Origin of the sequence: Terrabacter sp. NPDC080008, assembly GCF_040702505.1 — a bacterium.
Taxonomy (GTDB): domain Bacteria; phylum Actinomycetota; class Actinomycetes; order Actinomycetales; family Dermatophilaceae; genus Terrabacter.
This window is the reverse complement of sequence record NZ_JBFBLC010000004.1, coordinates 233,784-256,567: the sequence shown is the minus strand read 5'-3', so window position 1 is coordinate 256,567 and position 22,784 is coordinate 233,784. Positions and strand designations below refer to the sequence as shown.

Sequence of the window (22,784 nt, the reverse complement as noted above, 5' to 3'; positions counted from 1 at the left end):
CACTGCCCTTGACGACGTCCCGCGGGGCGGACAACGTCCGACCCGGAGTCCCACCCGATCCTCGCATGATCCGAACCAGGAGAAAGGCGCTTCAGAAGTAGCTCGCGGACCAGGCGCGCGAGGGGCAGAATGCGCGTTCGCTGCGCCAGTCTGTCGCCTGACGGCGGGGACATCGGCACGACCTGCGGCATGAGAGTGCGTGTCAGTGTGCCGTTGCGGGCGCGTGGTCGTCGGCCACACGGGTGGTCGGTTCGAGCGGCTCGCTGGGTGCCGGCCCGGGGGTTTCGAGCGTCGCCTTGAGTTGGGTGCGGCAGCGTTCGAGGCGTTTGCGGGCGGTGGCGGGGCGGATGTTGAGCACCGTGGCAGCCTGTTCCGTGCTCAGGTCGTCCCAGTAGACGAGCTGCACCAGTTCGCGGTCGTCATCGGAGAGCGCCTGCAGCGCCTTGAGCACACGATTGCTGCCGTGGTCCGCTTCGGCTGGGGCCTGACCCGGCCCGGTCCGCAGCGACTCCGCGAGCCGGGCTGTGCTCTCAAGGCGCCGGAGGCGTCCGCGGGAGTGGTTGGCCAGGTGCCGTCGGGCGACGGCCAGCATCCAGCACAGCGCCGCCTCCTCGTCGCCCGGCACGCGGGCGATTTTCGTCCACGTGGTGACCAGGACCTGCTGGTACACGTCCGCGGCGTCGCCGGCGGGGGTGGCGCGCCGGGCCAGGTAGGTGAGCACTCTGGGCCCACAGGTGCGGGCCAGGTGATCCAGGCGCTTCTCGTTGGGCGTCATCGCGGCTGCCCCCATGTCGAGCAGTAGCCGGTGGGGAAGTTGACCGCGGCGGCGTCCTTCAACGCCGCGAAGTCGCCCCGCGCAGCGGCTGCCTGCTGGGCGGTCCAGTTCCGGTCTCCGAGGCGTCCGGTCGAAGCGAGCCGGTCGTACAGGGTCGCGACCTGTTCTGCCGCGGCGCGCGCGAGCGGCGCGTTCCCGTTCGTGTGTTCGCGCAGCGCGGTGCACGTCCACCGCCGCTGCGCGGCCAGAAGCAAGCCTGATCGCAGCCCGCTCGCCTGCACGAAGCTCGGCCCTGCTGTGCAGCCCTGTCCGACGCCGTCCACGTTCATGGCCGTGACCTCGGCGACGACCGAGGACCACGAGCTACCCGCTGGCAGCGCGTCCGACGGCAGCGGCACGGTGCGCATGTACCGCGGGAAGTCCCGGGCGCACACGTTGATCCACTCACTGGTGTCCGACTCGGTGAGTCCGGGTTGCCCGAACACCCCGCTGCGGGCCACGAACTGCTGTCCCGCGACCGCGATACCTGGGACCAGGATCGACACGGCCGCCAAGCCCACCACTCGGCGGCGGCGCCGGTTCTGGCGCTGGGCCACCTTGGCCAGCAGGCTCACCGAAACCACCTGAGCGGCGATCCGGGCGGACTGCTCGGCCGCGTCCGCCACGGTCACCGGTGCAGCGGTCGCGCGTAACAGCGTGTCGATTTCATCTGTGTCGTCCACGAGCATGGCGCCTCCTCCTGTCGAAGCCTGATGCTCATGCACTGTCCGCCAGCGCCTCAAATGTGACACAACGCGACGACGTCTTTTTGCAATGCCACGCCGGCATCACGTCCGCCGCGAAACGGGCCGGAGAACATCCTCAGCGCGGCATGAGCGGTAAACCTCTCACGCTGATGGTCGGACGTCGCCCGATGGCCTCCTTCATCGGCACGCACAGTGCGCCATGCCGGCCTTCAGGCGAGCCACGTCTACGTTGATGACCGTGCAGACCTCCACCCACGACGTGACGTTCGCGGCCGACCAGGTGCGGAAGCAGTTTGTGTCTTGGGGCCGCAGTGAACCCGATCGGGAGTGGGCCTGCTTGACAGTACTGGCTGAACACGCTCCCGGGCTGGCCCCGCGACCGCTGCGCCGTGGCTGGGACGGTGGCCGGCCCTTCGTTGTCATGGAGCGCTTGCCGGGCCATCCGCTGGGTGGTGCTCCCCTTTCGGAGGTGCAGATGGCAGAGCTCGGTCGCACCCTTTGCAGGTTGTTCGCGGTGCCTGCCACGGCAGTCCGCGCGGCCGGCCTCGGGGAGCGGATCCTTGGGCCGTCGACGATGGCGAAAGAACGTGTCGGAATGGCTCGCCGAGCCGAGGGATGTGCGGGCCTGCCGGGATGAGCGGCACGTGTCGGTTGCCATCGACGCTGCCCTGTCGTGGTTGGCGCGTCCGGACGCGCTGCCAGAGCCGCGACTGACGGCGCTCGGCATGGCCGACCTGAACCCGGCGAACCTCATGTGGGACGGGACAACGTGTCGACTCCTCGACTTCGAGGACGGCGGTCTCAGCGACCCCGCCTACGAGATGGCGGACCACATCGAGCACATCGCGGGCCGTCTCTCAGGTGTCATCGACGGTGAGGCTCTCATCGCCGCGGTCGGCCTGTCACACGAGGAGCGCGAACGAATGCAGGCCTACCGCCCGCTGTTTGCCGCCTTCTGGCTCGCGAGGTTGCTCCCCGAGAACTCCGGCTCCCACCGAAACCCAGCCGGCACGACGGAGATGCAAGCAACCCATCTCCTGTCCTTGCTGCCCTGACCAGCCGCACCACCAACAAGACCGGCGGCCACAGCCGACGTCCTCCTCGATGGCATGACACCGCTCGCGGCATGACCGGTCGTTAGGCCGACCAGGTCTACGTGCTCCATTGATGACCGTCAGCTAGCGAAGCCCGTTCAGTTCATCGAGGGCGCGATGGCCGCGCTCAACCACCCCTGGCACGACATCGCGGCGGCCGAGACGGATGGGCCACTCGAGCTGAAGGAGGATCTGTGTCGCTGCGAGCACCGCCACCGACTCCCAGCCGACCATGTCGAGGGTTCTCGTCCACAACCGCCTTCGAACACCGTCTAGCGGATCCTGGAAGGTCAGCCACACGAGGTTGATGAGATCAGTCGCCCGCGTGCCGCTACCTGCGTTCCCGATATCCACGACCGCCACCACGGCTCCGTCACGAACCAAAACATTGCTCGGGTTGAGATCGGCATGGACCATGTCAGGCGCCCCTCGCGGTGGTGGGGCGTCGGCACACACGAGCCGCAGACGCTCGACCAAGGCCGACACCACGGAGGAGTAGCCCGAGAGCTTGGCCACAGAGAGCCGGAGAAGCGACTGCTCCGGTGTCTCGACTAGATCCATCCCTGCGACAGCCGGTCCCTGACCGGTAGCGACCCGCCAGGCGTAGGACCAGTGGTCGTAGGGCTCGGAGGCTTGGCCAGCCTGGAGCTCGACGATCGCCATCAACTGTTCCACGAGGGACGGGGTCAGCGCTGGCGCTGGAGCCGCGTCAACGAAATCCATCAGATGCCATACGTGGGTGGCGGTGGCCCCCACCCCGAGCCAGGCCGGGGTGGGATATCCGCGCCCACGCATGTGCTCGACGACTCTCTGAGCTCGCAGCGTCTCGTCGAGGTGGTTGGGGTGTGTCCGGAGCTCTGCTTTGAGCACCGCGCTCGCCCTCCCTGCCAACTGGACACGCGTGGCACCCGCATTGACGCCTCCGGGTAGGCGACCGAGACGAGTGACCTCCGCCCCGACCACGCTGGCCACGTCGTCCAGGACCTCGGCCGGCAGCGCTTCACCGTCCATGCATGCAAGCCTGGCACGCTCTTTCGAGCGCTGCCTGACGGCCCGCTCATCGGCTGCTTGTTTCATCGACGCAGGATCGGTGCCTGGCAAGGCTCGGTTCCAGGCGTCCGGGCTGTCGCTCTCACATCGGCTGCTCACCTTCGGGTGTGGCTCTCTTTTGGCCTGCGCAGTCCCGGACGTCGCCAGGGCCGGGAGAGGCTCGAGAGGGGTGTGCCCAAGCTCAAAGCAGCGTTGCCCTCCCAGCTCGATGACCAGTCCGGTTCGAGCAGAGGAGAGCACCGATGAAGGAGCAACCAGCCAGTCGCGTGGTGGTCGGGATGGACCCGCACAAACGCTCGGTCACGATCGAGGTGATGGCGCCCGATGAGTCGGTCGCCGCCGGCGGCCGCTTCGGCACCGACCGGGCCGGATACGACGCCATGCTCGAGGTGGCGCGGGCCTGGCCGGAGCGGGTGTGGGCGGTCGAGGGCTGCAACGGGATCGGCCGTCACGTCGCTTTGCGGCTGCTCGCGGACGGTGAGCAGGTCATCGACGTGCCGCCGCGACTGTCGGCGCGGGTGCGGATGTTCGCCACCGGGCAGGGCCGCAAGACCGACGCCACGGACGCGCATTCCATCGCGCTTGTCGGGGTACGGATGGCCGGGCTGCGCCCCGTCGTCGACGACGAGCAGCTGGCCGTCCTACGGGTGCTGGTCGACCGCCGCCGGGCCCTGGGTGAGGACCACACGCGGATGGTCTCTCAGCTGCATCACCTTCTGCTGGAGCTGATTCCGGGAGGCGCGAAGAAGGACCTGTCGGCGGCCCAGGCCAAGAAGCTGCTCGCGACGGTGCGCCCGCGGGATGTCGCCGGCAAGGCCCGCCGTCGGGTCGCGGCCGAACTGGTCGCCGACCTGGAGCGGATCTATGCGCGGAAGAAGGCAGCGAACAAGGAGCTGTCACAGCTGCTCGCCGCGACCGGCACGACCTTGACCGGGCTGAACGGTATCGGCCCCTCCGGCGCTGCGCGGCTGCTTGTGGAGGTCGGGGACATCACTCGCTTCCCGGACAACAACCACTTTGCGTCCTGGACCGGCACCGCCCCGATCGACGCCTCCTCCGGGGACCACGTGCGCCACCGGCTGTCCCGCGGCGGGAACCGTCAGATCAACCGGGTGCTGCACATCATGGCCACCGTGCAGCTGCGCAACCCGACCGAAGGACGTGCCTTCTTCGACCGCACCAAGGCCCGGGGCAAGACCCCGAACGAGGCCATGCGCCTGCTCAAACGGCGGCTGTCCGACATCGTGTTCCGGACCATGCTGGCCGACGCGGCACGGCAGATGACGACGGGCCCGGGAGGGCACCAGGGTGACGACTCTGACTCCAGCGCGGCCGGCTCACAACCCCACACCAACTCTTCGGACAAGCCACTTCCCGGACCCGCCAGAACCCACCCTAGAACCGGGCTTCCCGCCGCGTCTTGACACAGAGGGGAGCCACGACTGAACGTCCTCAACTCGGCACGATCGCGCTCAGTGGCAGATGAGGGTGTTCCTAGAGTCAGGCCAGATGGATGCCGTACGCGTCGATGAGCTTGAGGAGGCTCTCGATCCCGTCACCGTGTGTCCAACCTTCCGCGTTCAATCCCGCGGACCGAGCTCCTAAAACGTTCGCCAGCTGGTCGTCGATGAAGAGCAGCTGCTCGGGTGCAAGCCCAAGATCGGCGGCGATGTGCTCGAAGAACTGCGCCGACGGCTTGGCCGAGCGGATGTCGCACGAGTAGTAGGCGCCGTCGAGGATCTCGTCGTACGGCGCGCGGTCACGCATGCAGGCCGCGCGGTAGGAATCCTGGTTGGTCGCCAGATAGCAGGAGACCCCGGCGGCTCGCACGCTCGCGACGATCTCCAGCGTTGGCTGCAGGACGTCGAAGGTCCACCAGACGGAGAGCACCTCGTCAACGTGACCGCCCAAACCCATGTCAGCGGCGACGGCTCGAATGCGATCCTCATCGATCGCTGCGCCGGTGATCGCGGCAGGGATTTGAGACACGACCGAGATGGCGAGGTCCCAGGTGCCAGCTGGCGTGTCCTGGAGTACACCGTCGGCGTCCCAGAGGACGGCTCGGACGGGTTGCATAGGGATGTCGGCCTCTCCCTGTCGACATGGGGTGAGTGATTTGATCTTAGAAGCCACCGCCTCCACGTCGCCGGACCTGCCTGTGGACCGCGTAGGCCCGGGTCAGGCCCACCTCGGCACTACCCGACCGCGGCACGGTCGGGCGTCGTCCGACGAGCGGAGTTCAGATCTGTTCGCGCAGGGGCTCAACCCTGGTTCATGCGTGAGAGCGTGACGTCGTGCACGAGTACCTGTTCATCCCGGCCAAAGAATCCCGTGCGGCTCCTCTCGTGCTCCTACACGGTTCCGATGGGCGAGAAACAGACATGATCCCGTTCGGGGAACGGCTCATGCCTTCGGCGGCCAAGATCAGCATCCGTGGGGCCGTGGCGACGCCTGGCGGTTTCGCGTTCTTCCAGCGCTTCGCTGACCGGCGCATCGACGAGCAGGATTTGGCGGCGCGGGTTTCACCGCTCAGCGAGGTCATCAGAACTGCCCTGTCCGAGCACGGGTTGGTCCGGCGCCCAGTCGTCGTCGGATTCTCCAATGGCGCCATCATGGCGGCGGCGATGCTGCGAACCGAGCATGAGATGTTCTCCAGCGCGATCCTGCTCCGGCCTCTCTCGCCGTTCGCGGTCGGCCCTGAGCAGCCGCTGAACGCGCTCCCGGTCTTGCTCGTCGATGGTGCTCACGACAAACGCCGGAACCCTGGCGACGGCCAGCTCCTCGCCGAGACCCTCCGGCAGGCGGGAGCAGACGTGCACCACGAGGTGCTACCGACAGGACACCTCATCGGAGACCTTGACGAGCAGATCGCGGCGCGCTGGATGCGGGCCAACGCCACCTTCAAGAGTTAGGCCGAACCACCGAACGACCCTTGGGGGCACACCCGGGGCGAACGCCCACCCATGCGCCCTGAAGACGCGGGGCTGTGGTCAGCGGCGGGCGTCGTCCAAGTCGGCCTTCGACATCACCGAGCGGGTCGTCAGGCCCACTTCGTGCAGGGTGTTGGCTCCCGGCTCGGAGCGGTCGATCGCACAGACCACGGAGTGGACGGTTGCATCGAGGGCGCGCAGCGCGACCGCGGCGTTCCTCACGGCACCGCCGGTGGTGATGATGTCCTCGATGAGCGTGACCGTGCGGCCGGTGAAGTCGCCTCCTTCGGCCAGCCGGCAGGTACCGTACGCCTTGGCCTCCTTGCGCACGAAGATCGCGGGAAGCCCGGTCAGGGAGCTGACCATCGTCGCGATGGGAACGCCGCCGAGCTCGAGGCCCCCGAGGACCTGGGTGTCCGCGGGCAGCAGGGGCACCATATGTTCGGCGACCAGCCGCAGCAGGTGTGGGTCTGCTTCGAAGCGGTACTTGTCGAAGTACTCGTTGGTCACGAGCCCGCTGCGGAGCGTGAACTGGCCACGCAGGCGACACGTGGAGTCGATGACGGCAGCGAGTTCGCGAATGTCAGTGGGCACGAGCCCCATCGTGCCAGCGGGCGGAAGCGGTGTGCCTTTCGCGACTCGAGGGCAGGGAGAGGCATCTCCGCCCGCCCGATGGACGGATCCGCGTCCGTACGCAGTAAGTCGAGAGCCGGCGGGTAGGACACAGCCAGCGCGCCACCGATGGGCTCAAGCAGCGTGGCGCGTCGGTGGCGGGCCCTGCCGCGCTGAGCGATGGACCTGGTGTTCAGTGGTCGGCGTCGAGCCCAGGAATCGGCCGCAGCTTGAACATCAGGATGCCGACCAGGCGCTTGTTCATTGACGCGTACTTCTCGGGGTAGCGCTCGGCCGCTTCGGGTGACATCTGAGGCTCGACGGCCTTCTCGATCCAGAGTCCTGCGGTGCTGAAGGTGTTGAGCAGGTCGGACATCGTGTACGGCCGCTTGGTGAGCGTCACCTGGTCATCCCAGTTGCGGTGCTTGTACGAGAACCGTGCCGTGGAGAAGTACTCCTCGCCCACCGTGGTGCCGTTCTGCTCGGCCCGTTCCAGGGCGTACCGAATCGGCTGCGTCCGAGTGAGCAGTATGTAACCGTCGTCGGTCAGCATGCTCCGGGCGACCTGGAGCGCCCGGACGGGGTCCTTGGCGTAACCGAAGGACTGCAGGAACAGGATCCGGTCGAAGCGGCGACCGGCCAGACCCGGCACCGCCGCGAGATCCGACAGGTCGGCCTGGATGAGCTCCACGCCAGGGGGCGTCTCGATGAAGTTCCCGCTGATATCGACCCCGACCGCGACCGACGCACCCTCGCTGGCCAGTTGAGCAACCTTGGCCCCGTTCCCGCATCCGGCGTCCAAGACCGCAAGACCGGTCACATCGCCCAACAGCTCGCGCTGCGCCGGCCACTCCACAAGCCGGTCGAGGGAGTCCTCACGGGCGCGAGCCCGCTCGAAACCTGCCGAAAGCGTCTGCCATGGGCGACTCGCATCGCCTGTCGCTCCTGATGCTCGGGCTGCCATGCACAGATGCTGTCAGACCCTAAGCAGCACCGCCCATGACCCCGGCGGGGCAGCCCACCGCAACGTCCGCTATTCGGCATGTGGGTGAAACTTCGTCCGCCGATACTCGGCGTGTTTCTTCGTCCCGAGGGGCCAGGGCTGTGGATGGTGGGAGTGCGGACATACCCACACAAATAACCTGAACTGACGGAACATCGGGCTTGATGCCCTGGGGTCAGCTCCCACCCCGGGCAGAGGCCATCCACATGAATTGCCGTCACACAACACACATCTTCTGGTCCGCCATCTCCTTCGTGACCTTTGACGCGGTCGGCGTGTGCGCGACTCCCCGTAGCGCCGGCATCTCCCTCTTCTGGGACTTCGTTTCTTCGGGCCGCCCTTTCGGACCGGGTGTGTCGTGCAGCGGGAGCCGCAGTAGCTGCACGGCACACCCACCCGGACCAGGGAAGGGGGTGGCCGTCATGACCCGGGCAACACGCGACCGCATCTGGGACGCCGTCCCCCTCCGTGCCGCCGAGCACTCGCTCGAGCGTCCGGGTGAGCATGCCCCCGCGCACGGCGCTCTGCTGGACCTGGACCACTTAGACGCGGCCATGCAGCCGCAGGTGATCGCTCGGCTGCTGTCGCGGGACTTCGACGCCTGGTCCGAGGCCGCCGCCCGGGTCGGGCACTGCACGAGACCGGTCCGCCTCCACGGCTCCTCGCAGACCGTCGATGCCGGGACCGGCGAAGTGCTCTCGAGCTTCTCGTCGACTGAGAGCCCACTCGGGGTCCTGCACGTGCGGTGCGGGAACCGCCGGGCTGCGGAGTGCCCGTCTTGCTCGAGGCTGTACGCGGCGGACACCTTCCACCTGATCCGGGCCGGCGTCACCGGCGGCAAGGGCGTCCCCGAGAAAATCGGGGAGAACCCGCTGGTGTTCGCGACGCTGACCGCGCCCTCGTTCGGGCTCGTGCACGGCACCCGCGGCGGCCGCGCCTGCCGCCCCTTCACGCTCAAGGGCTACGGCTCCGTGTGCGAGCACCGCCGGTCGACGGTATGCCACAGGAGGCATACCGACGGGGACGAGCAGCTGGGGCAGCCGCTCTGCCGGGACTGCTACGACTACGAAAGCCACCTGGTGTGGCAGTGGTGGGCCCCGGAGCTGTGGCGCCGGTTCACCATCGACCTGCGCCGCGCCCTCGCGAAGCACCTCGGCGTCCCGGAGTCGCGGCTCGCCGAGCACGTGAGGGTGCAGTACGCGAAGGTCGCCGAGTACCAGCACCGCGGCATCGTCCACTTCCACGCCCTGATCCGCCTCGACGGCCCCAAAACAGACGACGGGTTCACGCCCGCGCCAGCCGAACTGACCGCAGCCCTCCTGGCCCGGCTCGTCGAGCAGGCCGCCGCCAGCGTGTCCTTCCACGCGCCACCACTTCACGAGCAGGACGTGGCGCGCCGGCTCCGGTTCGGCACCCAGCTCGACGCCCGACCCATCGCCGCTGGCCGCCGCACCGACGACCCGGACCGGGCGCTGACCCCGGAACAGGTCGCCGGCTACCTCGCGAAGTACGCGACGAAGTCGGCCACCGACTCCACGAACACCGACAGCCCCCACGCCCGGCAGCTGCGCGCGACAACCGCCGCCATCGCCGGCCGAATCCACGCCGACGCGCGCGCCGACGATCCGACACGTGACGTCACCCTGGTTCGGGAGCACCCGTACGGGCTGCTGTTCAAGTGGCGGCACATGCTCGGCTTCCGCGGCCACTTCTCCACCAAGTCCCGCCGTTACTCCGTGACGCTCGGGCAGCTGCGCCGCCGCCGGGTCCGCTACGAACGGGCCCTGGCCGCCGCCCACCGCGAGGGCCGCACCCTGGATGTCCGCGACCTCGACGACCTCCTCGAGGCGGACACCGAAGAGACCACCCTCGTCATCGGCCAGTGGGCCTACGCCGGGACCGGCTGGGACACCGACGGCGACGCCGAGCTCGCCAAGGCCGCCGCCGCCCGCGCCCGGGAGTACGCCCAGGAGAGAGCGAAAGACAAACATAAGCAGCCGCAACGCTAGGAGATTGGAGTTGAGAGATGGAGCTGATGACCATCGACGAGGTCGCCGAACGGTTGCGCGTCCCCGTCCTGACCATCCGCTGGTTGCGACAGGAGGGCCGGTTCGCACCCGCGATCAAGGTGGGCCGCCGCCTCGTCTGGGACGTCAAGGACATCGACGCCTGGCTGGAGGCTCAACGTGAAGGGACACCGGCAGCGTGAGCATCCAGCGACTGGTTCGTGGCGATCGCGTCCGCTACCGGGCGCGCGTGAAGTCCCATGGGCGCGAGGTGGCGACCCGTGTTTTCGACCGTAAGTCTGACGCGGTCGCGTGGGAGCAGGAGCAGGCTCGCCGGCTGCGCTCTGGCGAGTGGTTCGACCCGCGTCGGGGAAGGGTACCGCTGGCCTCGCTCTTTCCTGACTGGGTCGCCTCGCGCCAGAGCCTCAAGAGGAAGACGCAGGAGGCGGACCTCTCGGCGTGGGCGAACCATGTGGCCCCCAAGTTCGGCCACCTGCCGATTGCCTCGATCACCGAGGCCCAGGTCTCGGCGTGGGCAGGTGGGCTCGTGGCGGCCGGTCTGTCCGGATCGACGGCCAGCCGATACCTGTCCACGCTGCGCTCGATGCTGGCGTTCGCGGTCGCTGACGGTCGCGTGTCCAGGAACGTCGCGGCCTTGGTCAAACCGCCCAAGGCAGGGCGCGCCCGTCGCGAGGGCCAGTTCCTCTCCTTGGAGGAGCTCGAGGCGCTGGCCCTCGCATGCAACGGCCCGTATGCCGACGTCATCAGGGTCCTCGGCCTGTGCGGACTGAGGTGGGGCGAGCTGGCCGGCCTCCAGGTCGGGGACCGCGTCAAGGTGCCGGGCGAGGGCCTGCGCCTGCAGCGAACCGTTCTCGCCAGCAGCTCCAAAGGCGGCCTCTACCTCGACACCTTGAAGGGTCGCCGCTCGCGCACCGTGGCGCTGCCGGCTGCAGTGGTGCCCATCCTCGACCTCTGGTCGGCCGGCAAGTCGCCCTCGGCATGGATGTTCAGCGCACCCGGCGGCGGACCGCTCTCAGAGTCCAACTGGAAACGCTCCGTCGGGTGGCGTGAGGCCTGCGCGGCCATCGGCAGGCCGACCCTGCGGGCTCACGACCTACGGCATACAGCGGCGTCGATCTGGCTCGGTGCGGGCGCCGACCCGAAGGTAGTCCAGCGCATCCTGGGGCACGCCTCGGCGGCCATGACGATGGACCTCTACGGCCACTTGATCGACCGCAACCTGTGGGAAGCGGCGCAGAAAGTCGGGGGCACCACGGGGGCATCTGATGCCGTCAGGGGCAAGGAGAAGGCCCCCAACTCTGGCGAGAAGGGGGCCTGACCTGTGGTGATGCGTGGAGCCGCTTGTCGGAATCGAACCGACGACCTATTCATTACGAGTGAATCGCTCTGGCCGACTGAGCTAAAGCGGCTGGTCGCGCAGGCTGCGACAGGCGCAACCGGACACGGACGTTGAGTATACGCACGAGCCGCACCTGAGAAAAATCCAGCAGCGCAAGGCCGTTGCACCCCTTCCCGAGACGTCGCGAGGGCCTCCTGTGGCCGGGAATGTCCGTCACCTCCCGGCGCCTTGACCCGAGGGCGGTAGCCGACACCGGCTCGTCGACGAAGAAGGAGTGAACATGCCCGAGAGCACCAGCGACAGCATGCGCGCCATGACGTACGACACCTACGGCGGACCCGAGGTGCTGGCCCTGACGCAGCAGCCGCGACCGAAGGTCGGCCCGGGCGAGGTGCTCGTGCGCGTCCGCTCGGCATCGGTCAACCCGGTCGACTGGAAGCTGATGGGCCGTGGCCTCGACGCCGTCATGGACGTGCGCTTCCCGGTGGTCCCGGGCTGGGACGTCTCGGGCGTCGTGGAGGCGGTCGGCTTCGACACCCCGGAGTTCGCCGTGGGCGACGAGGTGCTGGCCTACGCCCGCAAGGACTACGTCCACGGCGGCACCTTCGCCGACCTCGTCACGGTGCCGGTGCGCGCCCTGGCCCGCAAGCCCGCGTTGATGTCGTGGGACGAGGCCGCAGGGCTGCCGCTCGCCGGCCTCACCGCGCTGCGCCTCCTCGAGCGGCTCGAGGTCGGCGAGGGTGACACCGTCCTGGTCCACGCCGCCGCCGGTGGTGTCGGGTCGCTGGCCGTGCAGATCGCGCGCTCGCTGGGAGCCCGGGTCATCGGGACCGCCTCCGAGCGCAACCACGACCGGCTGCGTGACCTCGGGGCCGAGCCGGTGGCATACGGCGACGGGGTGGTCGAGCGGGTGCGAGCTCTGGCGCCCGAGGGCGTCGACGCGGTGGCCGACTTCGTCGGCGGCGTGCTCGACGTCACGACGGCCGTGCTGGCCGACGGCGGTCGCCACGGCTCCATCGCCGACGCCTCCGTCACGCAGGCCGGCGGACACTACGTCTGGGTGCGCCCGGACGGCGCCGCGCTCACGCACCTGACGCGGCTCGTCGAGGAGGTCGCGCTGTCGGTGCCCGTGGCGCGGACCTTCCCCCTCGAGCAGCTCGCCGAGGCCTTCCGCGTGAGCATGGAGGGCCACGCCGCCGGCAAGATCGTCCTGCGGGTCTCGGGCGACTGAGCCCGCTCGGGGGCACGCGGCACCCGACCGACGGCGCCCGGGTTCAGGCTCCGCAGTGGAAGCCGTCCTCGGGCGCCTTCGCCCTCGCCAGGTAGTCGTCGACGACCTCGTCGGCGCAGTCGTTGTCGCTGCCGTATGCGCCGTGGCCGTCCGCGGACACGGTGACGAGGCGCGACCTGCTGATCTCGCCGGCGAGCGCCCGCGTGTCCTCGATCGGCGTCGTCTTGTCATCGTCGTTGCCGATGACGAGCACGGGGGTCGAGACGTCGGGCCGCACGGTCAGCGTGCGGCGCCGCACCCCCGTCCAGCCGTCGCACTCGGCGGTCGTCGGGGCCTCCACGCGGGCCCACAGCGGGTGGTTCTCGAGCACGTCACGGCTGGGAACCGCCGAGTCCCACGGCGAGGGCGGCCAGTCGGCACACGTCACGGGCAGGTGCCCGCGCTCCGTCGCGTCGGCGGCATACGTCCCGTCCTCGTTGCGGTCGACCATCTCCATGGCGAACGCCGCGAGGTCGGAGCCGTCGTCTCCGCTGACGGCCGTGTCGAGGGCGTCCACGAGGTCGGGCCAGGTCTCCGGGCGGGTCAGGCCCCAGCCGATGGCCGTGGTGGCCCAGCCCTCGGTCAGGCGCGGCAGGCTCGCGTAGCCGGTCTCGAGCGGGTGCCGGTCGAGCCGGTCGAGGAAGGTGACGAGCGTCGCGGACACCGCGGCCCGGTCCTTGCCGAGGGGACACTCGACGCTCGACCCGCAGTCGGTCGCGAAGTCGTCGACGACGTCGTCGAACTCGTCGGCCCAGCCGCGCGCGGAGGCGTCGACGTCCTGCTGGCTGGGGGTGGCCTCCTCGCGGGCGTCGGGCAGCACGGCGGAGTCGAGCACCACGTGCCCCACCCGGCTGGGGAAGAACTGCGCGTAGAGCGCTCCGATCATCGTGCCGTAGCTGACGCCGTAGTAGTTGAGGCGCTCGTCGCCGACGGCCGAGCGCAGGACGTCGAGGTCCCGGGCGACGAACTCGCTGCCCATCCGCGCGGCCAGCGGACCGCCTCGGGTCAGGCAGGCGCGGTTGCGCTCCGCGGGTGCCTTGCGGGCGGCGGCGCGCTCGCCCGGCGTGTCGGGAGTCGGGTCGGCGGCATACATCGCGTCGAGGTCGGAGTCCCGCAGGCAGCGGACAGGGTCGGACTGGCCCATCCCGCGCGGGTCGAAGCCGACGATGTCGTAGCGCTGCCGCACCGCGTCGCCGAAGAAGTCGGGCGCCTCCCCGACGAACTCGATGCCCGAGCCGCCGGGCCCGCCGGGGTTGATGAGCAGCGAGCCGATCCGGTGGGCCGGCCCGGAGGCCGGGAGCCGCCGCAGCGCGACGGACGTCCGCGCGCCACGGGGCCGCTCGTAGTCCACCGGCACGACCACGGTCCCGCAGTCGAAGCGCTCGTCGTCGGCGCAGGTGGCCCAGGTGACCCGCTTGCCGTAGAAGGCACCGAGACCGGCGGGGTTGGGCTGGACCGGGCCGGTGAAGGTGAACGGCGTCGTGGACGGCCGGTCCCCGATCGCGGCCGCCCGGTCCCCCGGCGCAGCCGAGGGGCCGGCCCCAACGGCGACCGCGGGCCCGCTGCCCCCGGTGTGGGAGCCGGCATCGGCCGGCACCCGCGCGGGGGCGGCGGCCAGCAGCAGGAGGGTCGCGAGGATCGCGACGGAGACGAGGGGCGCGAGCAGCCGGCTCAGCAGGTCGTGCCGTCGGCCGGCACCGTTCCCCTGAGCAGGTACCCGTCGACGGCGGAGTCCACGCACGGGTTGCCAGCGTAGTAGGTGCCGTGCCCGTCATGGTCGGAAGTGAGCAGAACGCCCGAGTCGAGGTCCTTTGCGAGCTGCTTGGTGCCGCCGATCGGCGTCGCCGGGTCGCGCTGGTTGCCGATGACGAGGATCGGGTCGGCGCCGACGGCGAGGGTGGTCCCCTTCTCGGTACGTCCCGGGGTGGGCCAGGTGCGGCAGTTGTCGTAGATCTCGCCGGTCATGCGCGCCCACAGCGGGTGCGCGGCCTGGGCCTTGCGCTGGGCGGCCAGCTCGGCGGGGTCCGTCTTCGAGCGGGGCCAGTCGGCGCAGCGCACCGGGATCATCGCCTGCAGGTAGGTGCTCGGCGCGTAGCTGCCGTTGCGGCTCCGCTCGACGACGGACATGCCCTTGGAGAGCAGGATGTCGCCCCTGCCGGTGAAGGCCTGCGCCAGCCCCTGGTTGAGGGTCGGCCACGAGGTGTCGGAGTAGAGGCACATGAAGATGGCGAAGCCGACCCAGCCCTCGCCGATCCTGGTGAGCCCCGGTGTGCCGGTGGTCAGGCCCTTGCGCTCGACCGTGTCGAGCAGGTCGACGATCTTCTGCCGGGCCGCGCCCTTGTCGCGCCCGAGCGCGCAGTCCGTACGGGCCACGCACCAGCCGATGAACGCGTCGATCGAGGACTCGAAGCCCTGGATGTCGTAGGTCATCTCCTGCTGGTCGGTCTGGTTCGGCGACATCGCCGAGTCGAGCACCATCCGGCCGACCTTCTTCGGGAAGGCGTCGGCGTACATCGCGCCGAGGAAGGTGCCGTAGGAGCCACCGAAGAAGTTGAGCTTCGCGTCGCCGAGGAGCACGCGCATGACGTCCATGTCGTGCGCGACCTCGGCGGTGCTCATGTGCCGGGCACGCGTGCCCCCGCGGGCGGCGCAGCGCGCCGTCACCCCGTCGACGTCGGCGAGCAGCTGGGCGCGCTCGGCCGGCGAGTCCGGCGTCGGGTCGGCACTGAACAGCAGGTCCATGTCGGAGTTCGTCAGGCACCGCACGGGGCTCGAGGCGCCGATGCCCCGCGGGTCGAAGCCCACGATGTCGTATGCCGCTCGCACCGCCGGCGAGAAGACGAACGAGGAGTACTGGGCGTACTCCACCCCCGACCCGCCCGGGCCGCCGGGGTTGATGACGAGCGAGCCGACGCGCTTGGCGGGGTCGGTGGCCGGGGCCTTGCGCAGGGCGAGGGTGAACCGGTCGCCGCCGGGCTGGGAGTAGTCGACGGGCACCTGCATCGTGGTGCACTGCTGTTGGCGGTTGTCGGAGCAGGGCGACCACCTCAGGCGCTGGGTGTAGTAGCTGCTGAGGGCGGCCGGATAGTCCTGCGGCGCAGTGCCGCCGGGCGAGGGCGTCGAGGGCGACGGTGAGCCGGGCGACCCCGGTGCGGCGCTCGGGACAGGAGCCGGCGGACGCGCCTGGGACACGGGCGGCGGGTTGCCGACCCGCCAGACCGTCAGCACGACGACCGCGAGAACCGCGACGACGGCCACGGCGGCGAGCACGAGCCGCAGCGGCGAGCCGGCCGCGCCCCGCCCGTGCCCCGGCGGACCGCCTGCACCCGGCGCGGCACCGGACGAGGCACCCGGCGGGGGTGGCGGGTAGTCGGGCGGGAGGGCGGCATACCCACTCGGCCCGTCCGGCAGGTCGCTGGGGCCGGGCGCGTCGTTCAGCATCGGAGTCCGTCCTTGGGCACGCGCCCCTGCACGTAGAAGGCGTCGATGGCGCTGTCGACACACGTGTTGCTCCGACCGTAGGCGGTGTGGCCGTCACCGTCGAAGGAGACGAGAACTGCGTTGTCGAGCTGGTCGCGCAGGCGCTTGGACCACTCGTAGATCGTCGCCGGGTCGCGCGTGGTGCCGACGACGACGATGGTGTTGCTGCCGGGAGCGCTGATCTTGTGCGGCAGGTCGGTCGACTTCACCGGCCACACACCGCAGGGCAGGGCGCCCCAGGCGAGGTTCGCGCCCCACGTGGGCGCCTTGGCCGAGAAGTCCTTGGCGTACTTCTCGTAGGCCGACAGCTTCGGGCTGTCGGGCCGGTCGAGGCAGTTGACGGCGTAGATGGACTCCATGAGGTTGCCGTCATAGCCGCCGCCGGGGCGCCGTCCGGCGTAGGCGTCGGCGAGCTGCATCAGGCTCTGGCCGTTGCCGGCCTTGGCCTCGCGCAGGGCGTCGGTGAGGATGCCCCACGAGCCCTGGTCGTAGAGGGCGACGGCGACACCGAGGCGGGCCCAGCCCTCGGTCAGCTGCGGGGCGCTCGGGTCTCCGGTGGGCAGCGGCTGCCGGTCGACCTGGGAGAAGAAGTCGTCGAGGCCCTTGAGCGCCGCCTGCGGCGTGCTGCCGAGCGGGCAGTCGGACTTGACGCAGTCCTCGACGTAGGCCTGGGTCGCGATCTGGAAGCCGCGGGCCTGACCCTCGCCGAGCTCGGCGCTGGTGAGGTCGGGCGGGACGACGCCGTCGAGGACCATCCGGCCGACGCGCTTGGGGAAGAGGTCGGCGTAGGTCGAGCCGAGGAAGGTGCCGTAGGACTTGCCGAGGTAGTTCAGCTGCCGGTCGCCGACGGCCGCGCGCAGCACGTCCATGTCACGGGCGGCGTCGGCGGTGGAGAGGTGCTTGACGAGCTCTGGAGCGGCGGCCTGGCAGCCGGCCGCCATGGCCTTGGCCTCCGTCAGCCACGTCTGCTCCTCGGCCGGCGTGTCCGGGGTCGGGTCGACGGACAGGAAGCGGTCGAGCGCCTTGTCACTGAGGCAGTTGATGGGGTCGGACCCGGCCACGCCACGGGGGTCGAAGCCGACGAGGTCGTAGTAGCGGCGCACCTCGGGGCCGCCGATCGTCTCGGCACCGTTGCGGACGTACTCGATGCCGGAGGCGCCCGGGCCGCCGGGGTTGACCACGAGCGAGCCGAGGCGGTGGGCCTGGTCATTGGCCTTGACGCGCGCGACCTTGATCGTGAGGTCCTTCGCCGGGTCGGGCGCGGCGTAGTCGAGCGGGACCCGCATGTCGGCGCACTCGAGGTTGCCGCACTTCTGCCAGGCGAGCTGCTGCGTGTAGTAGCGCGCCAGCGCAGGGCTGGGCGCGGCCGTGGCAGCTGGCAGGCCGGCACCGGCAGTCGCGGCGACCGGCGGCTCCGAGGTGCTCGTGCAGCCCGCGAGGGCAAGCACCAGGGCGAGCACCGACACCAGCACCGGCGCGAGCGCCGGCACGGCGGCGGAGCGGGCGCGGGTGGACTCGGCCGGACGTCTCGTCATGCCCGAAACCGTAACGGGTCGACCTGCGTGCGGCCTCTCGCGACCAAGGGTCGTGACCGCATCGAGGCCGTATGCCGTCCGGCCGGCTCAGAGGCCGAGCTCGCGGGGCACGCGCAGCTGCAGCGCCATCGCCTCGAGCGCCAGCAGCGGCGACACGTTCGCGTTGATGCGGTCGCGGGCCTCGTGGATGGCGTCCATCGCCGCGAGCAGCTGCTCGGGTCCGAAGACACCGGCGAGCGCCCGCACCTTGTCCACGGCGTCCGGGTTGACGAGGTCGACGTCGGAGCCCAGCCGCAGCACGAGCGCGTCGCGGTAGATCGAGGTCAGGTCGATCAGGGCGCGGTCGACGACGTCGCGGGCGTAGCGGGTGGCGCGGGTCTTCTGCTCGCGCTCGAGCGCCGCGAGCTGCGACCGGATGTGCGGCGGCTGGGTGCGCGCGGTCGGGTCGGCCCCGAGGGTCTCCATCAGCCGGGACCGCTCGGCGGCGTCGCGCTCGGCGCTCGAGGCCGACGACTCCTCGTCGGCGATCTGCGCGAGGTCGGCAGCGGCGCCGATGGCATCGCCCACACCCATGATCTTCGTGGCCATCGCGATGACGTCGCGGCGGCGGATCCGGGCCTGCTCGTCGCGGGCCAGCCGGCGCGCGAGGCCGATGTGCGACTGGGCGGCGCGGGCGGCATACAACGCCATCGCGGGGTCGACGCCGTCGCGGCGCTGGAGCAGGTCGGCGACGGCCTCGACGGGCGGGGTGCGCAGGCGCACGTGGCGCGAGCGCGAGCGGATGGTGACGATGACGTCCTCGAGGCTCGGGGCGCAGAGCATCCAGACGGTGCGCGGTGTCGGCTCCTCGAGGGCCTTGAGCAGCGCGTCGGCGGGGGCGTCGGTGTAGGCGGTGAGGCGGTCGGCGTCCTCGATGATGATGATGCGCCAGCGCCCGACCGAGGGGCGCAGGGCAGCCTCCTGCACGAGCGCGCGGGCCTCGGCGACCTTGATCGACAGGCCCTCGGTGGCCACGACCTTGACGTCGGCGTGGCTGCCGTCGAGCGCGGTGCGGCACTCGCGGCATTGCCCGCAGCCGCCCTGCGGACACTGCAGCGCGGCCGCGAAGGCCCGGGCCGCCGTGGAGCGCCCCGACCCCGGAGGGCCGGTGAAGAGCCACGCATGCGTCATCGCGGACTCGTCGGCCACCGCCCGCGACAAGGTCTCGATCGTGGGCTCCTGTCCGACGAGGTCGTCCCAGACGCTCATCGGCGGACGGTGAGGACGCGGTCGATCCCGTCGAGCACGGCGGCGTGGACGCGCTCCACGGACTGGCTGGCATCGAGCACGAGGTAGCGCTCGGGGTCGGTCGAGGCGAGCTCAAGGTAGCCGCGGCGCACGGCGCCGTGGAAGGCGTCGGCCTCGGACTCGAGGCGGTCCGGGGCGTCGCCCCGCCGCTCGCGGCCGACCTGCGGGGTCACGTCGAGGACGATCGTCAGGTCGGGCAGCAGCCCGCCGACGGCCCAGTGCTGCAGGGCCATGATCTCGTCGCGGCCCAGCGCCCGGCCGGCACCCTGGTAGGTGATGGAGCTGTCGACGTAGCGGTCGGTGATGACGACCTTGCCCTCGACCAGGGCCGGTTTGATCAGCTCGTCGACGTGGTGGGCCTTGTCGGCCGCGAAGAGCAGCGCCTCGGCCCGCGGCGACACGTGGTCGCCGTGGAGCAGGAGCTCGCGGATCTGCTCGCCGAGCGGCGTGCCGCCGGGCTGCCGGGTCACGACCACCTCGCGACCACGCTGCTGGAGCACCTCGGTGAGCAGGCGCACCTGCGTGGTCTTGCCGGCGCCGTCGCCGCCCTCGAAGCACACGAAGAGCCCCGGGGCGGTGTCGGCTCGATGGGTCGCTGCCGCGAGGTTCTCCGTCACGCCCCGAGCCTATGCGACCCCACCGTCAGCGCCTCCCCGCCGCGGCCTCCCCGCCCCGGTCCCCGCGCCTCTCCGCCCCCGCTACGCAACACGCCGAGTAGGTCACAACCCACCGGGATCGGATCGCGGTCGGTTGTGACCTACTCGGTGTGTTGGGCAGGGGGGTGGGCGGCTGGGTGGTCAGCGCTGGATGGCTGCGCGGCGGTCAGCGGCGGGCGAGGAGCGCTTCGGCGATCTGGACGGCGTTGAGGGCCGCACCCTTGCGCAGGTTGTCGCCGACGACGAAGAGCACGAGGCCCTTGCCCTCGGGGGCGGCCTGGTCGGCGCGCACCCGCCCGACGAAGACCTCGTCGCGGCCCGCGGCCTCGAGCGGGTTGGGCACGTCGGTGACGATGACACCCGGGGCGTTCTTGAGCAGGTCCAGGGCCTCGTCGGGGGTGATGTCGCGCTCGAACTCGGCGTGGATGGCGAGGCTGTGACCGGTGAAGACCGGGACGCGCACGCAGGTGCCCGAGACCCGCAGGTCGGGCGCGTGGAGGATCTTGCGCGACTCGTTGCGCAGCTTCTGCTCCTCGTCGGTCTCGAGCGAGCCGTCGTCGACGATCGACCCCGCGAGGGGCACGACGTTGAAGGCGACGGGGACGGCATACACAGTCGGCTCGGGGATGGCGACCGCGCGCCCGTCGAGGGCGAGCCCGGCGGGGTCACCGGCGGCGTACGCCCCGCGCAGCTGGCCGTCGAGCTCCTGCACGCCCTTGCCGCCCGACCCGCTGACGGCCTGGTAGCTGCTGACGTGCAGGCGCACGAGGCCGGCCTTGTCGTGCAGCGGCTTCAGCGCCGGCATGGCGGCCATGGTGGTGCAGTTGGGGTTGGCGACGATGCCCTTGGGGATGTCGTCGAGGTCGTCGGCGTTGACCTCGGAGACGACGAGCGGCACCTCGGGGTCCTTGCGCCACGCGCTCGAGTTGTCGATGACGGTCGCGCCGGCGGCGGCGACCTTCGGGGCCAGCAACTTGGAGGCGGCGCCGCCGTTGGAGAACAGCGCGATGTCGAGGCCGGCGAAGTCCGCGGTGGCGGAGTCCTCGACGACGACGTCCTCGCCCTTGAACGGCAGCGTCGTGCCGGCCGAGCGCTCCGAGGCGAAGAAGCGCACCTGCGTCACCGGGAAGTCGCGCTCCTCGAGAAGGGCGCGCATGACGCCGCCGACCTGACCGGTTGCACCGAAGACTCCGACTCGCATGGAGCAAGGCTACGGCGAGGGAGGTGCCCCTCCCTCGCCGCGTTCACCTTTCGGTCAGGCGTGGCGCCCCGCGCAGCCGTGCGCCCCGTGGCGGTCGGCGTTGGCGTGGATCGCGTCGTGGACGTATGCCGCGAGGCCCGGTGCGAGGTCGTCGTACGTCTTCGTGAAGCGCGGGTCGGCGACGTACATGTCGGCCAGGCCGCGGTGGAAGTCGTGGTCGAGGTCGTAGAAGCGGTCGTGGATGTGCCGGCGGTGCGCCTCGGCGGCGTCCATGGCGGCCTCGCTCGTCGCCGGTTCGCCGGTGGTCAGCGCCGCGACGAAGGCCGCGTTGACGGCGTCCATCTCGGCCTTGACCTGCGCCCAGTCGTCCTTTGTGTAGCCCTTGGTGCGCGAGGCCGACTGCTTCCACGCGTCGGTCTCGCCCCAGCGCTCCTGGGCCTCCTGCTGGTACTCGTCCTCGAAGCCGTCGCCGAAGAGCTCCTTGAGGTCCTCGGGGGTGGCGGGCTGGTTGCTCATCTCTCTCTCCAGTGCTCGTTCCAGTGCTCGGTCGATGGCCGCGACGATGCCGGTGAGCTCGTCGAGCCGGGACATGACCGCGTCACGCTGACGCCGCAGGTGCGACGCTGCGCTCTCGCCGCGGTCGAGCAGGGTGGCGATCTCCTCGAGCGGCAGCTCGAGCCGCCGGTAGACCACGACCTGCTGCAGCCGCTCGAGGTCCCGGTCCGTGTAGAGCCGGTAGCCCGCCCGCGAGCGCTCGCTCGGGACGAGCAGGCCGATCTCGTCGTAGTGGTGCAGGGTGCGCACCGTCACCCCGAAGAGCTCGGCGACCTGCCCCACCGTCCAGGTGGTCATCTGCTGCGTCCTTCCGGTCATGGAACGAGCGTGGCGCCTCACGTCGCGTGAGGGTCAAGCCTGTTGCGGCACAGGGCGACACGGGCGCCGACAGGCCCACGGTATGCCGCCCCTAGAGTGATCGCGTGCACCGTCGCCTCGCGCTCGTCCGCCGTCCGTCGCCCCGCCTCGCGGACGGGCTCGTGACGCACATCGAGCGGTCGGGCTCCGTGGACCCGGACCTGGCGCTGCGCCAGTGGCAGGAGTACTGCGACGTGCTGCGGCGTCGCGACTGGACGGTCGTCGAGGCGCCGCCGGTCGACGACTGCCCCGACGGCGTCTTCATCGAGGACCAGGTGGTCGTGCACGGCGACCTCGCGGTGCTGTGCCGTTCGGGAGCACCGGAGCGACGGGGCGAGCGAGCCGGCGTGCGGGAGGCCGTACAGACGTACGGCTACCACGTTGTGCAGGTCGAGGAACCGGCGACCCTGGACGGCGGCGACGTGCTCAAGCACGGCCACCGGGTCTGGGTCGGGGTCGGTGGCAGGACCAACCTCGCCGGGGTGGAGCAGCTGCGGGCAGCGCTCGCAGGACACCGCGTCGAGGTCGTGCCGGTGCCGGTGTCGAAGGTGCTGCACCTCAAGTCGGCCGTCACCGCGCTCCCGGACGGCAGGGTGATCGGCTACCCGCCGCTCGTCGACGACCCGGCGGTGTGGCCGCGGTTCCTCGCGGTCCCCGAGGAGGCCGGCGCCCACGTCGTGCTGCTCGGCGGCATGTCGGTGCTGATGTCCGCCTCCGCACCCCGCACGGCGCAGCTGCTGGCCGAGCACGGCCACGACGTCGTCACCGTCGACATCTCCGAGTTCGAGAAGCTCGAGGGCTGCGTCACCTGCCTCTCGGTGCGCCTGCGCGGCTAGTGCCCCCTCGGGCCGGCTGTTAAGGTCGCTA

General features: G+C 70.6%; 22 protein-coding genes and 1 tRNA gene. 9 read left to right on the top strand and 14 right to left on the bottom strand.

Annotated elements, in window-relative coordinates:
• Nucleotides 1-202 precede the first annotated feature (202 nt).
• A complete protein-coding gene (locus tag AB0316_RS13695; RefSeq protein ID WP_366273567.1) occupies nucleotides 203-775 on the bottom strand; it encodes a sigma-70 family RNA polymerase sigma factor in 573 nt (190 codons plus the stop codon).
• Nucleotides 772-1,503 (bottom strand): hypothetical protein, encoded by a 732-nt coding sequence (locus AB0316_RS13690; RefSeq protein WP_366273566.1) that lies wholly within the window; start codon nucleotides 1,501-1,503, stop codon nucleotides 772-774. The genes AB0316_RS13695 and AB0316_RS13690 overlap by 4 nt, the downstream gene beginning before the upstream one ends.
• Before the next feature lie 217 nt (nucleotides 1,504-1,720).
• On the opposite strand from AB0316_RS13690, the gene AB0316_RS13685 reads away from it, so the two are divergent.
• Both AB0316_RS13685 and AB0316_RS13680 read left to right on the top strand, forming a co-directional pair.
• Nucleotides 1,721-2,158 (top strand): phosphotransferase, encoded by a 438-nt coding sequence (locus AB0316_RS13685; protein WP_366273565.1) that lies wholly within the window; start codon nucleotides 1,721-1,723, stop codon nucleotides 2,156-2,158.
• A complete protein-coding gene (locus AB0316_RS13680; protein ID WP_366273762.1) occupies nucleotides 2,109-2,576 on the top strand; it encodes a phosphotransferase in 468 nt (155 codons plus the stop codon). The genes AB0316_RS13685 and AB0316_RS13680 overlap by 50 nt, the downstream gene beginning before the upstream one ends.
• Nucleotides 2,577-2,699: 123 nt before the next feature.
• On the opposite strand, the gene AB0316_RS13675 is transcribed toward AB0316_RS13680, so the two are convergent.
• A complete protein-coding gene (locus AB0316_RS13675; protein ID WP_366273564.1) occupies nucleotides 2,700-3,626 on the bottom strand; it encodes a phosphotransferase in 927 nt (308 codons plus the stop codon).
• 281 nt (nucleotides 3,627-3,907) lie between these two features.
• Between AB0316_RS13675 and AB0316_RS13670 the strand changes: the two genes are divergently transcribed.
• Nucleotides 3,908-5,089: an IS110 family transposase gene (locus AB0316_RS13670; protein WP_366273563.1), complete on the top strand. Its 1,182-nt coding sequence runs from the start codon at nucleotides 3,908-3,910 to the stop codon at nucleotides 5,087-5,089.
• Nucleotides 5,090-5,165: 76 nt separating this feature from the next.
• On the opposite strand, the gene AB0316_RS13665 is transcribed toward AB0316_RS13670, so the two are convergent.
• Complete coding sequence (locus AB0316_RS13665; RefSeq protein WP_366273562.1) at nucleotides 5,166-5,798, bottom strand: HAD-IA family hydrolase; 633 nt, start codon at nucleotides 5,796-5,798, stop codon at nucleotides 5,166-5,168.
• A 161-nt stretch (nucleotides 5,799-5,959) separates the two neighbouring features.
• On the opposite strand from AB0316_RS13665, the gene AB0316_RS13660 reads away from it, so the two are divergent.
• Nucleotides 5,960-6,577, top strand: coding sequence for a hypothetical protein (locus tag AB0316_RS13660; RefSeq protein ID WP_366273561.1), 618 nt, complete (start codon nucleotides 5,960-5,962; stop codon nucleotides 6,575-6,577).
• A 78-nt stretch (nucleotides 6,578-6,655) separates the two neighbouring features.
• On the opposite strand, the gene AB0316_RS13655 is transcribed toward AB0316_RS13660, so the two are convergent.
• Nucleotides 6,656-7,198, bottom strand: a complete 543-nt coding sequence (locus tag AB0316_RS13655) for an orotate phosphoribosyltransferase (protein WP_366273560.1) — start codon at nucleotides 7,196-7,198, stop codon at nucleotides 6,656-6,658.
• Between the two features lie 202 nt (nucleotides 7,199-7,400).
• Complete coding sequence (locus AB0316_RS13650) at nucleotides 7,401-8,171, bottom strand: class I SAM-dependent methyltransferase (protein ID WP_366273559.1); 771 nt, start codon at nucleotides 8,169-8,171, stop codon at nucleotides 7,401-7,403.
• Nucleotides 8,172-8,632: 461 nt separating this feature from the next.
• Between AB0316_RS13650 and AB0316_RS13645 the strand changes: the two genes are divergently transcribed.
• The 3 genes from AB0316_RS13645 (at nucleotide 8,633) to AB0316_RS13635 (ending at nucleotide 11,555) form a co-directional block, all read left to right on the top strand.
• Nucleotides 8,633-10,219, top strand: a complete 1,587-nt coding sequence (locus AB0316_RS13645) for a replication initiator (protein ID WP_366273558.1) — start codon at nucleotides 8,633-8,635, stop codon at nucleotides 10,217-10,219.
• Nucleotides 10,220-10,236: 17 nt separating this feature from the next.
• On the top strand, nucleotides 10,237-10,419 hold the full coding sequence (locus AB0316_RS13640) for a helix-turn-helix domain-containing protein (RefSeq protein ID WP_366273557.1): 183 nt from the start codon (nucleotides 10,237-10,239) through the stop codon (nucleotides 10,417-10,419).
• Between the two features lie 68 nt (nucleotides 10,420-10,487).
• Entirely contained in the window at nucleotides 10,488-11,555 is a 1,068-nt protein-coding gene (locus AB0316_RS13635; RefSeq protein WP_366273556.1) for a site-specific integrase, read from the top strand.
• 14 nt (nucleotides 11,556-11,569) lie between these two features.
• Here the strand turns inward: AB0316_RS13635 and AB0316_RS13630 are convergent.
• A tRNA-Thr gene (locus AB0316_RS13630) sits at nucleotides 11,570-11,646 on the bottom strand.
• A gap of 234 nt (nucleotides 11,647-11,880) precedes the next feature.
• Between AB0316_RS13630 and AB0316_RS13625 the strand changes: the two genes are divergently transcribed.
• Nucleotides 11,881-12,807, top strand: a complete 927-nt coding sequence (locus AB0316_RS13625; protein WP_366273761.1) for an NADP-dependent oxidoreductase — start codon at nucleotides 11,881-11,883, stop codon at nucleotides 12,805-12,807.
• A 43-nt stretch (nucleotides 12,808-12,850) separates the two neighbouring features.
• Here AB0316_RS13625 and AB0316_RS13620 read toward each other — a convergent pair whose 3' ends face one another.
• From AB0316_RS13620 to AB0316_RS13590, 7 genes are all read right to left on the bottom strand, one after another.
• On the bottom strand, nucleotides 12,851-14,587 hold the full coding sequence (locus tag AB0316_RS13620) for an alpha/beta hydrolase (RefSeq protein ID WP_366273555.1): 1,737 nt from the start codon (nucleotides 14,585-14,587) through the stop codon (nucleotides 12,851-12,853).
• Complete coding sequence (locus tag AB0316_RS13615) at nucleotides 14,518-16,287, bottom strand: alpha/beta hydrolase (RefSeq protein ID WP_366273554.1); 1,770 nt, start codon at nucleotides 16,285-16,287, stop codon at nucleotides 14,518-14,520. Before AB0316_RS13615 ends, AB0316_RS13620 begins: the two co-directional genes overlap by 70 nt.
• Nucleotides 16,281-17,861 carry an alpha/beta hydrolase gene (locus tag AB0316_RS13610; protein WP_366273553.1) on the bottom strand — a complete coding sequence of 527 codons (1,581 nt, stop codon included), beginning with the start codon at nucleotides 17,859-17,861 and terminating at the stop codon, nucleotides 16,281-16,283. Before AB0316_RS13610 ends, AB0316_RS13615 begins: the two co-directional genes overlap by 7 nt.
• An 87-nt stretch (nucleotides 17,862-17,948) precedes the next feature.
• Entirely contained in the window at nucleotides 17,949-19,109 is a 1,161-nt protein-coding gene (locus AB0316_RS13605) for a DNA polymerase III subunit delta' (RefSeq protein WP_366273552.1), read from the bottom strand.
• Nucleotides 19,106-19,765: a dTMP kinase gene (gene tmk / locus AB0316_RS13600; RefSeq protein WP_366273551.1), complete on the bottom strand. Its 660-nt coding sequence runs from the start codon at nucleotides 19,763-19,765 to the stop codon at nucleotides 19,106-19,108. Before tmk ends, AB0316_RS13605 begins: the two co-directional genes overlap by 4 nt.
• 205 nt (nucleotides 19,766-19,970) lie before the next feature.
• A complete protein-coding gene (locus AB0316_RS13595) occupies nucleotides 19,971-21,005 on the bottom strand; it encodes an aspartate-semialdehyde dehydrogenase (RefSeq protein WP_366273550.1) in 1,035 nt (344 codons plus the stop codon).
• A gap of 54 nt (nucleotides 21,006-21,059) precedes the next feature.
• Nucleotides 21,060-21,878 carry a MerR family transcriptional regulator gene (locus AB0316_RS13590; RefSeq protein WP_366273549.1) on the bottom strand — a complete coding sequence of 273 codons (819 nt, stop codon included), beginning with the start codon at nucleotides 21,876-21,878 and terminating at the stop codon, nucleotides 21,060-21,062.
• Nucleotides 21,879-21,982: 104 nt separating this feature from the next.
• On the opposite strand from AB0316_RS13590, the gene ddaH reads away from it, so the two are divergent.
• Complete coding sequence (ddaH, locus tag AB0316_RS13585; RefSeq protein WP_366273548.1) at nucleotides 21,983-22,753, top strand: dimethylargininase; 771 nt, start codon at nucleotides 21,983-21,985, stop codon at nucleotides 22,751-22,753.
• Nucleotides 22,754-22,784: the final 31 nt, after the last annotated feature.

Bases quoted from the DNA above. Each gene is read 5' to 3' on its own strand.
- AB0316_RS13655 (WP_366273560.1), bottom strand. From the start codon at position 7,198: ATGGGGCTCGTGCCCACTGACATTCGCGAACTCGCTGCCGTCATCGAC.
- AB0316_RS13610 (WP_366273553.1), bottom strand. From the start codon at position 17,861: ATGACGAGACGTCCGGCCGAGTCCACCCGCGCCCGCTCCGCCGCCGTG.
- AB0316_RS13625 (WP_366273761.1), top strand. From the start codon at position 11,881: ATGCGCGCCATGACGTACGACACCTACGGCGGACCCGAGGTGCTGGCC.
- AB0316_RS13640 (WP_366273557.1), top strand. From the start codon at position 10,237: ATGGAGCTGATGACCATCGACGAGGTCGCCGAACGGTTGCGCGTCCCC.
- AB0316_RS13675 (WP_366273564.1), bottom strand. From the start codon at position 3,626: ATGGACGGTGAAGCGCTGCCGGCCGAGGTCCTGGACGACGTGGCCAGC.
- AB0316_RS13615 (WP_366273554.1), bottom strand. From the start codon at position 16,287: ATGCTGAACGACGCGCCCGGCCCCAGCGACCTGCCGGACGGGCCGAGT.
- AB0316_RS13590 (WP_366273549.1), bottom strand. From the start codon at position 21,878: ATGACCGGAAGGACGCAGCAGATGACCACCTGGACGGTGGGGCAGGTC.
- AB0316_RS13645 (WP_366273558.1), top strand. From the start codon at position 8,633: ATGACCCGGGCAACACGCGACCGCATCTGGGACGCCGTCCCCCTCCGT.
- AB0316_RS13695 (WP_366273567.1), bottom strand. From the start codon at position 775: ATGACGCCCAACGAGAAGCGCCTGGATCACCTGGCCCGCACCTGTGGG.
- AB0316_RS13605 (WP_366273552.1), bottom strand. From the start codon at position 19,109: ATGAGCGTCTGGGACGACCTCGTCGGACAGGAGCCCACGATCGAGACC.
- AB0316_RS13685 (WP_366273565.1), top strand. From the start codon at position 1,721: ATGCCGGCCTTCAGGCGAGCCACGTCTACGTTGATGACCGTGCAGACC.
- AB0316_RS13595 (WP_366273550.1), bottom strand. From the start codon at position 21,005: ATGCGAGTCGGAGTCTTCGGTGCAACCGGTCAGGTCGGCGGCGTCATG.
- AB0316_RS13650 (WP_366273559.1), bottom strand. From the start codon at position 8,171: ATGGCAGCCCGAGCATCAGGAGCGACAGGCGATGCGAGTCGCCCATGG.
- AB0316_RS13670 (WP_366273563.1), top strand. From the start codon at position 3,908: ATGAAGGAGCAACCAGCCAGTCGCGTGGTGGTCGGGATGGACCCGCAC.
- AB0316_RS13690 (WP_366273566.1), bottom strand. From the start codon at position 1,503: ATGCTCGTGGACGACACAGATGAAATCGACACGCTGTTACGCGCGACC.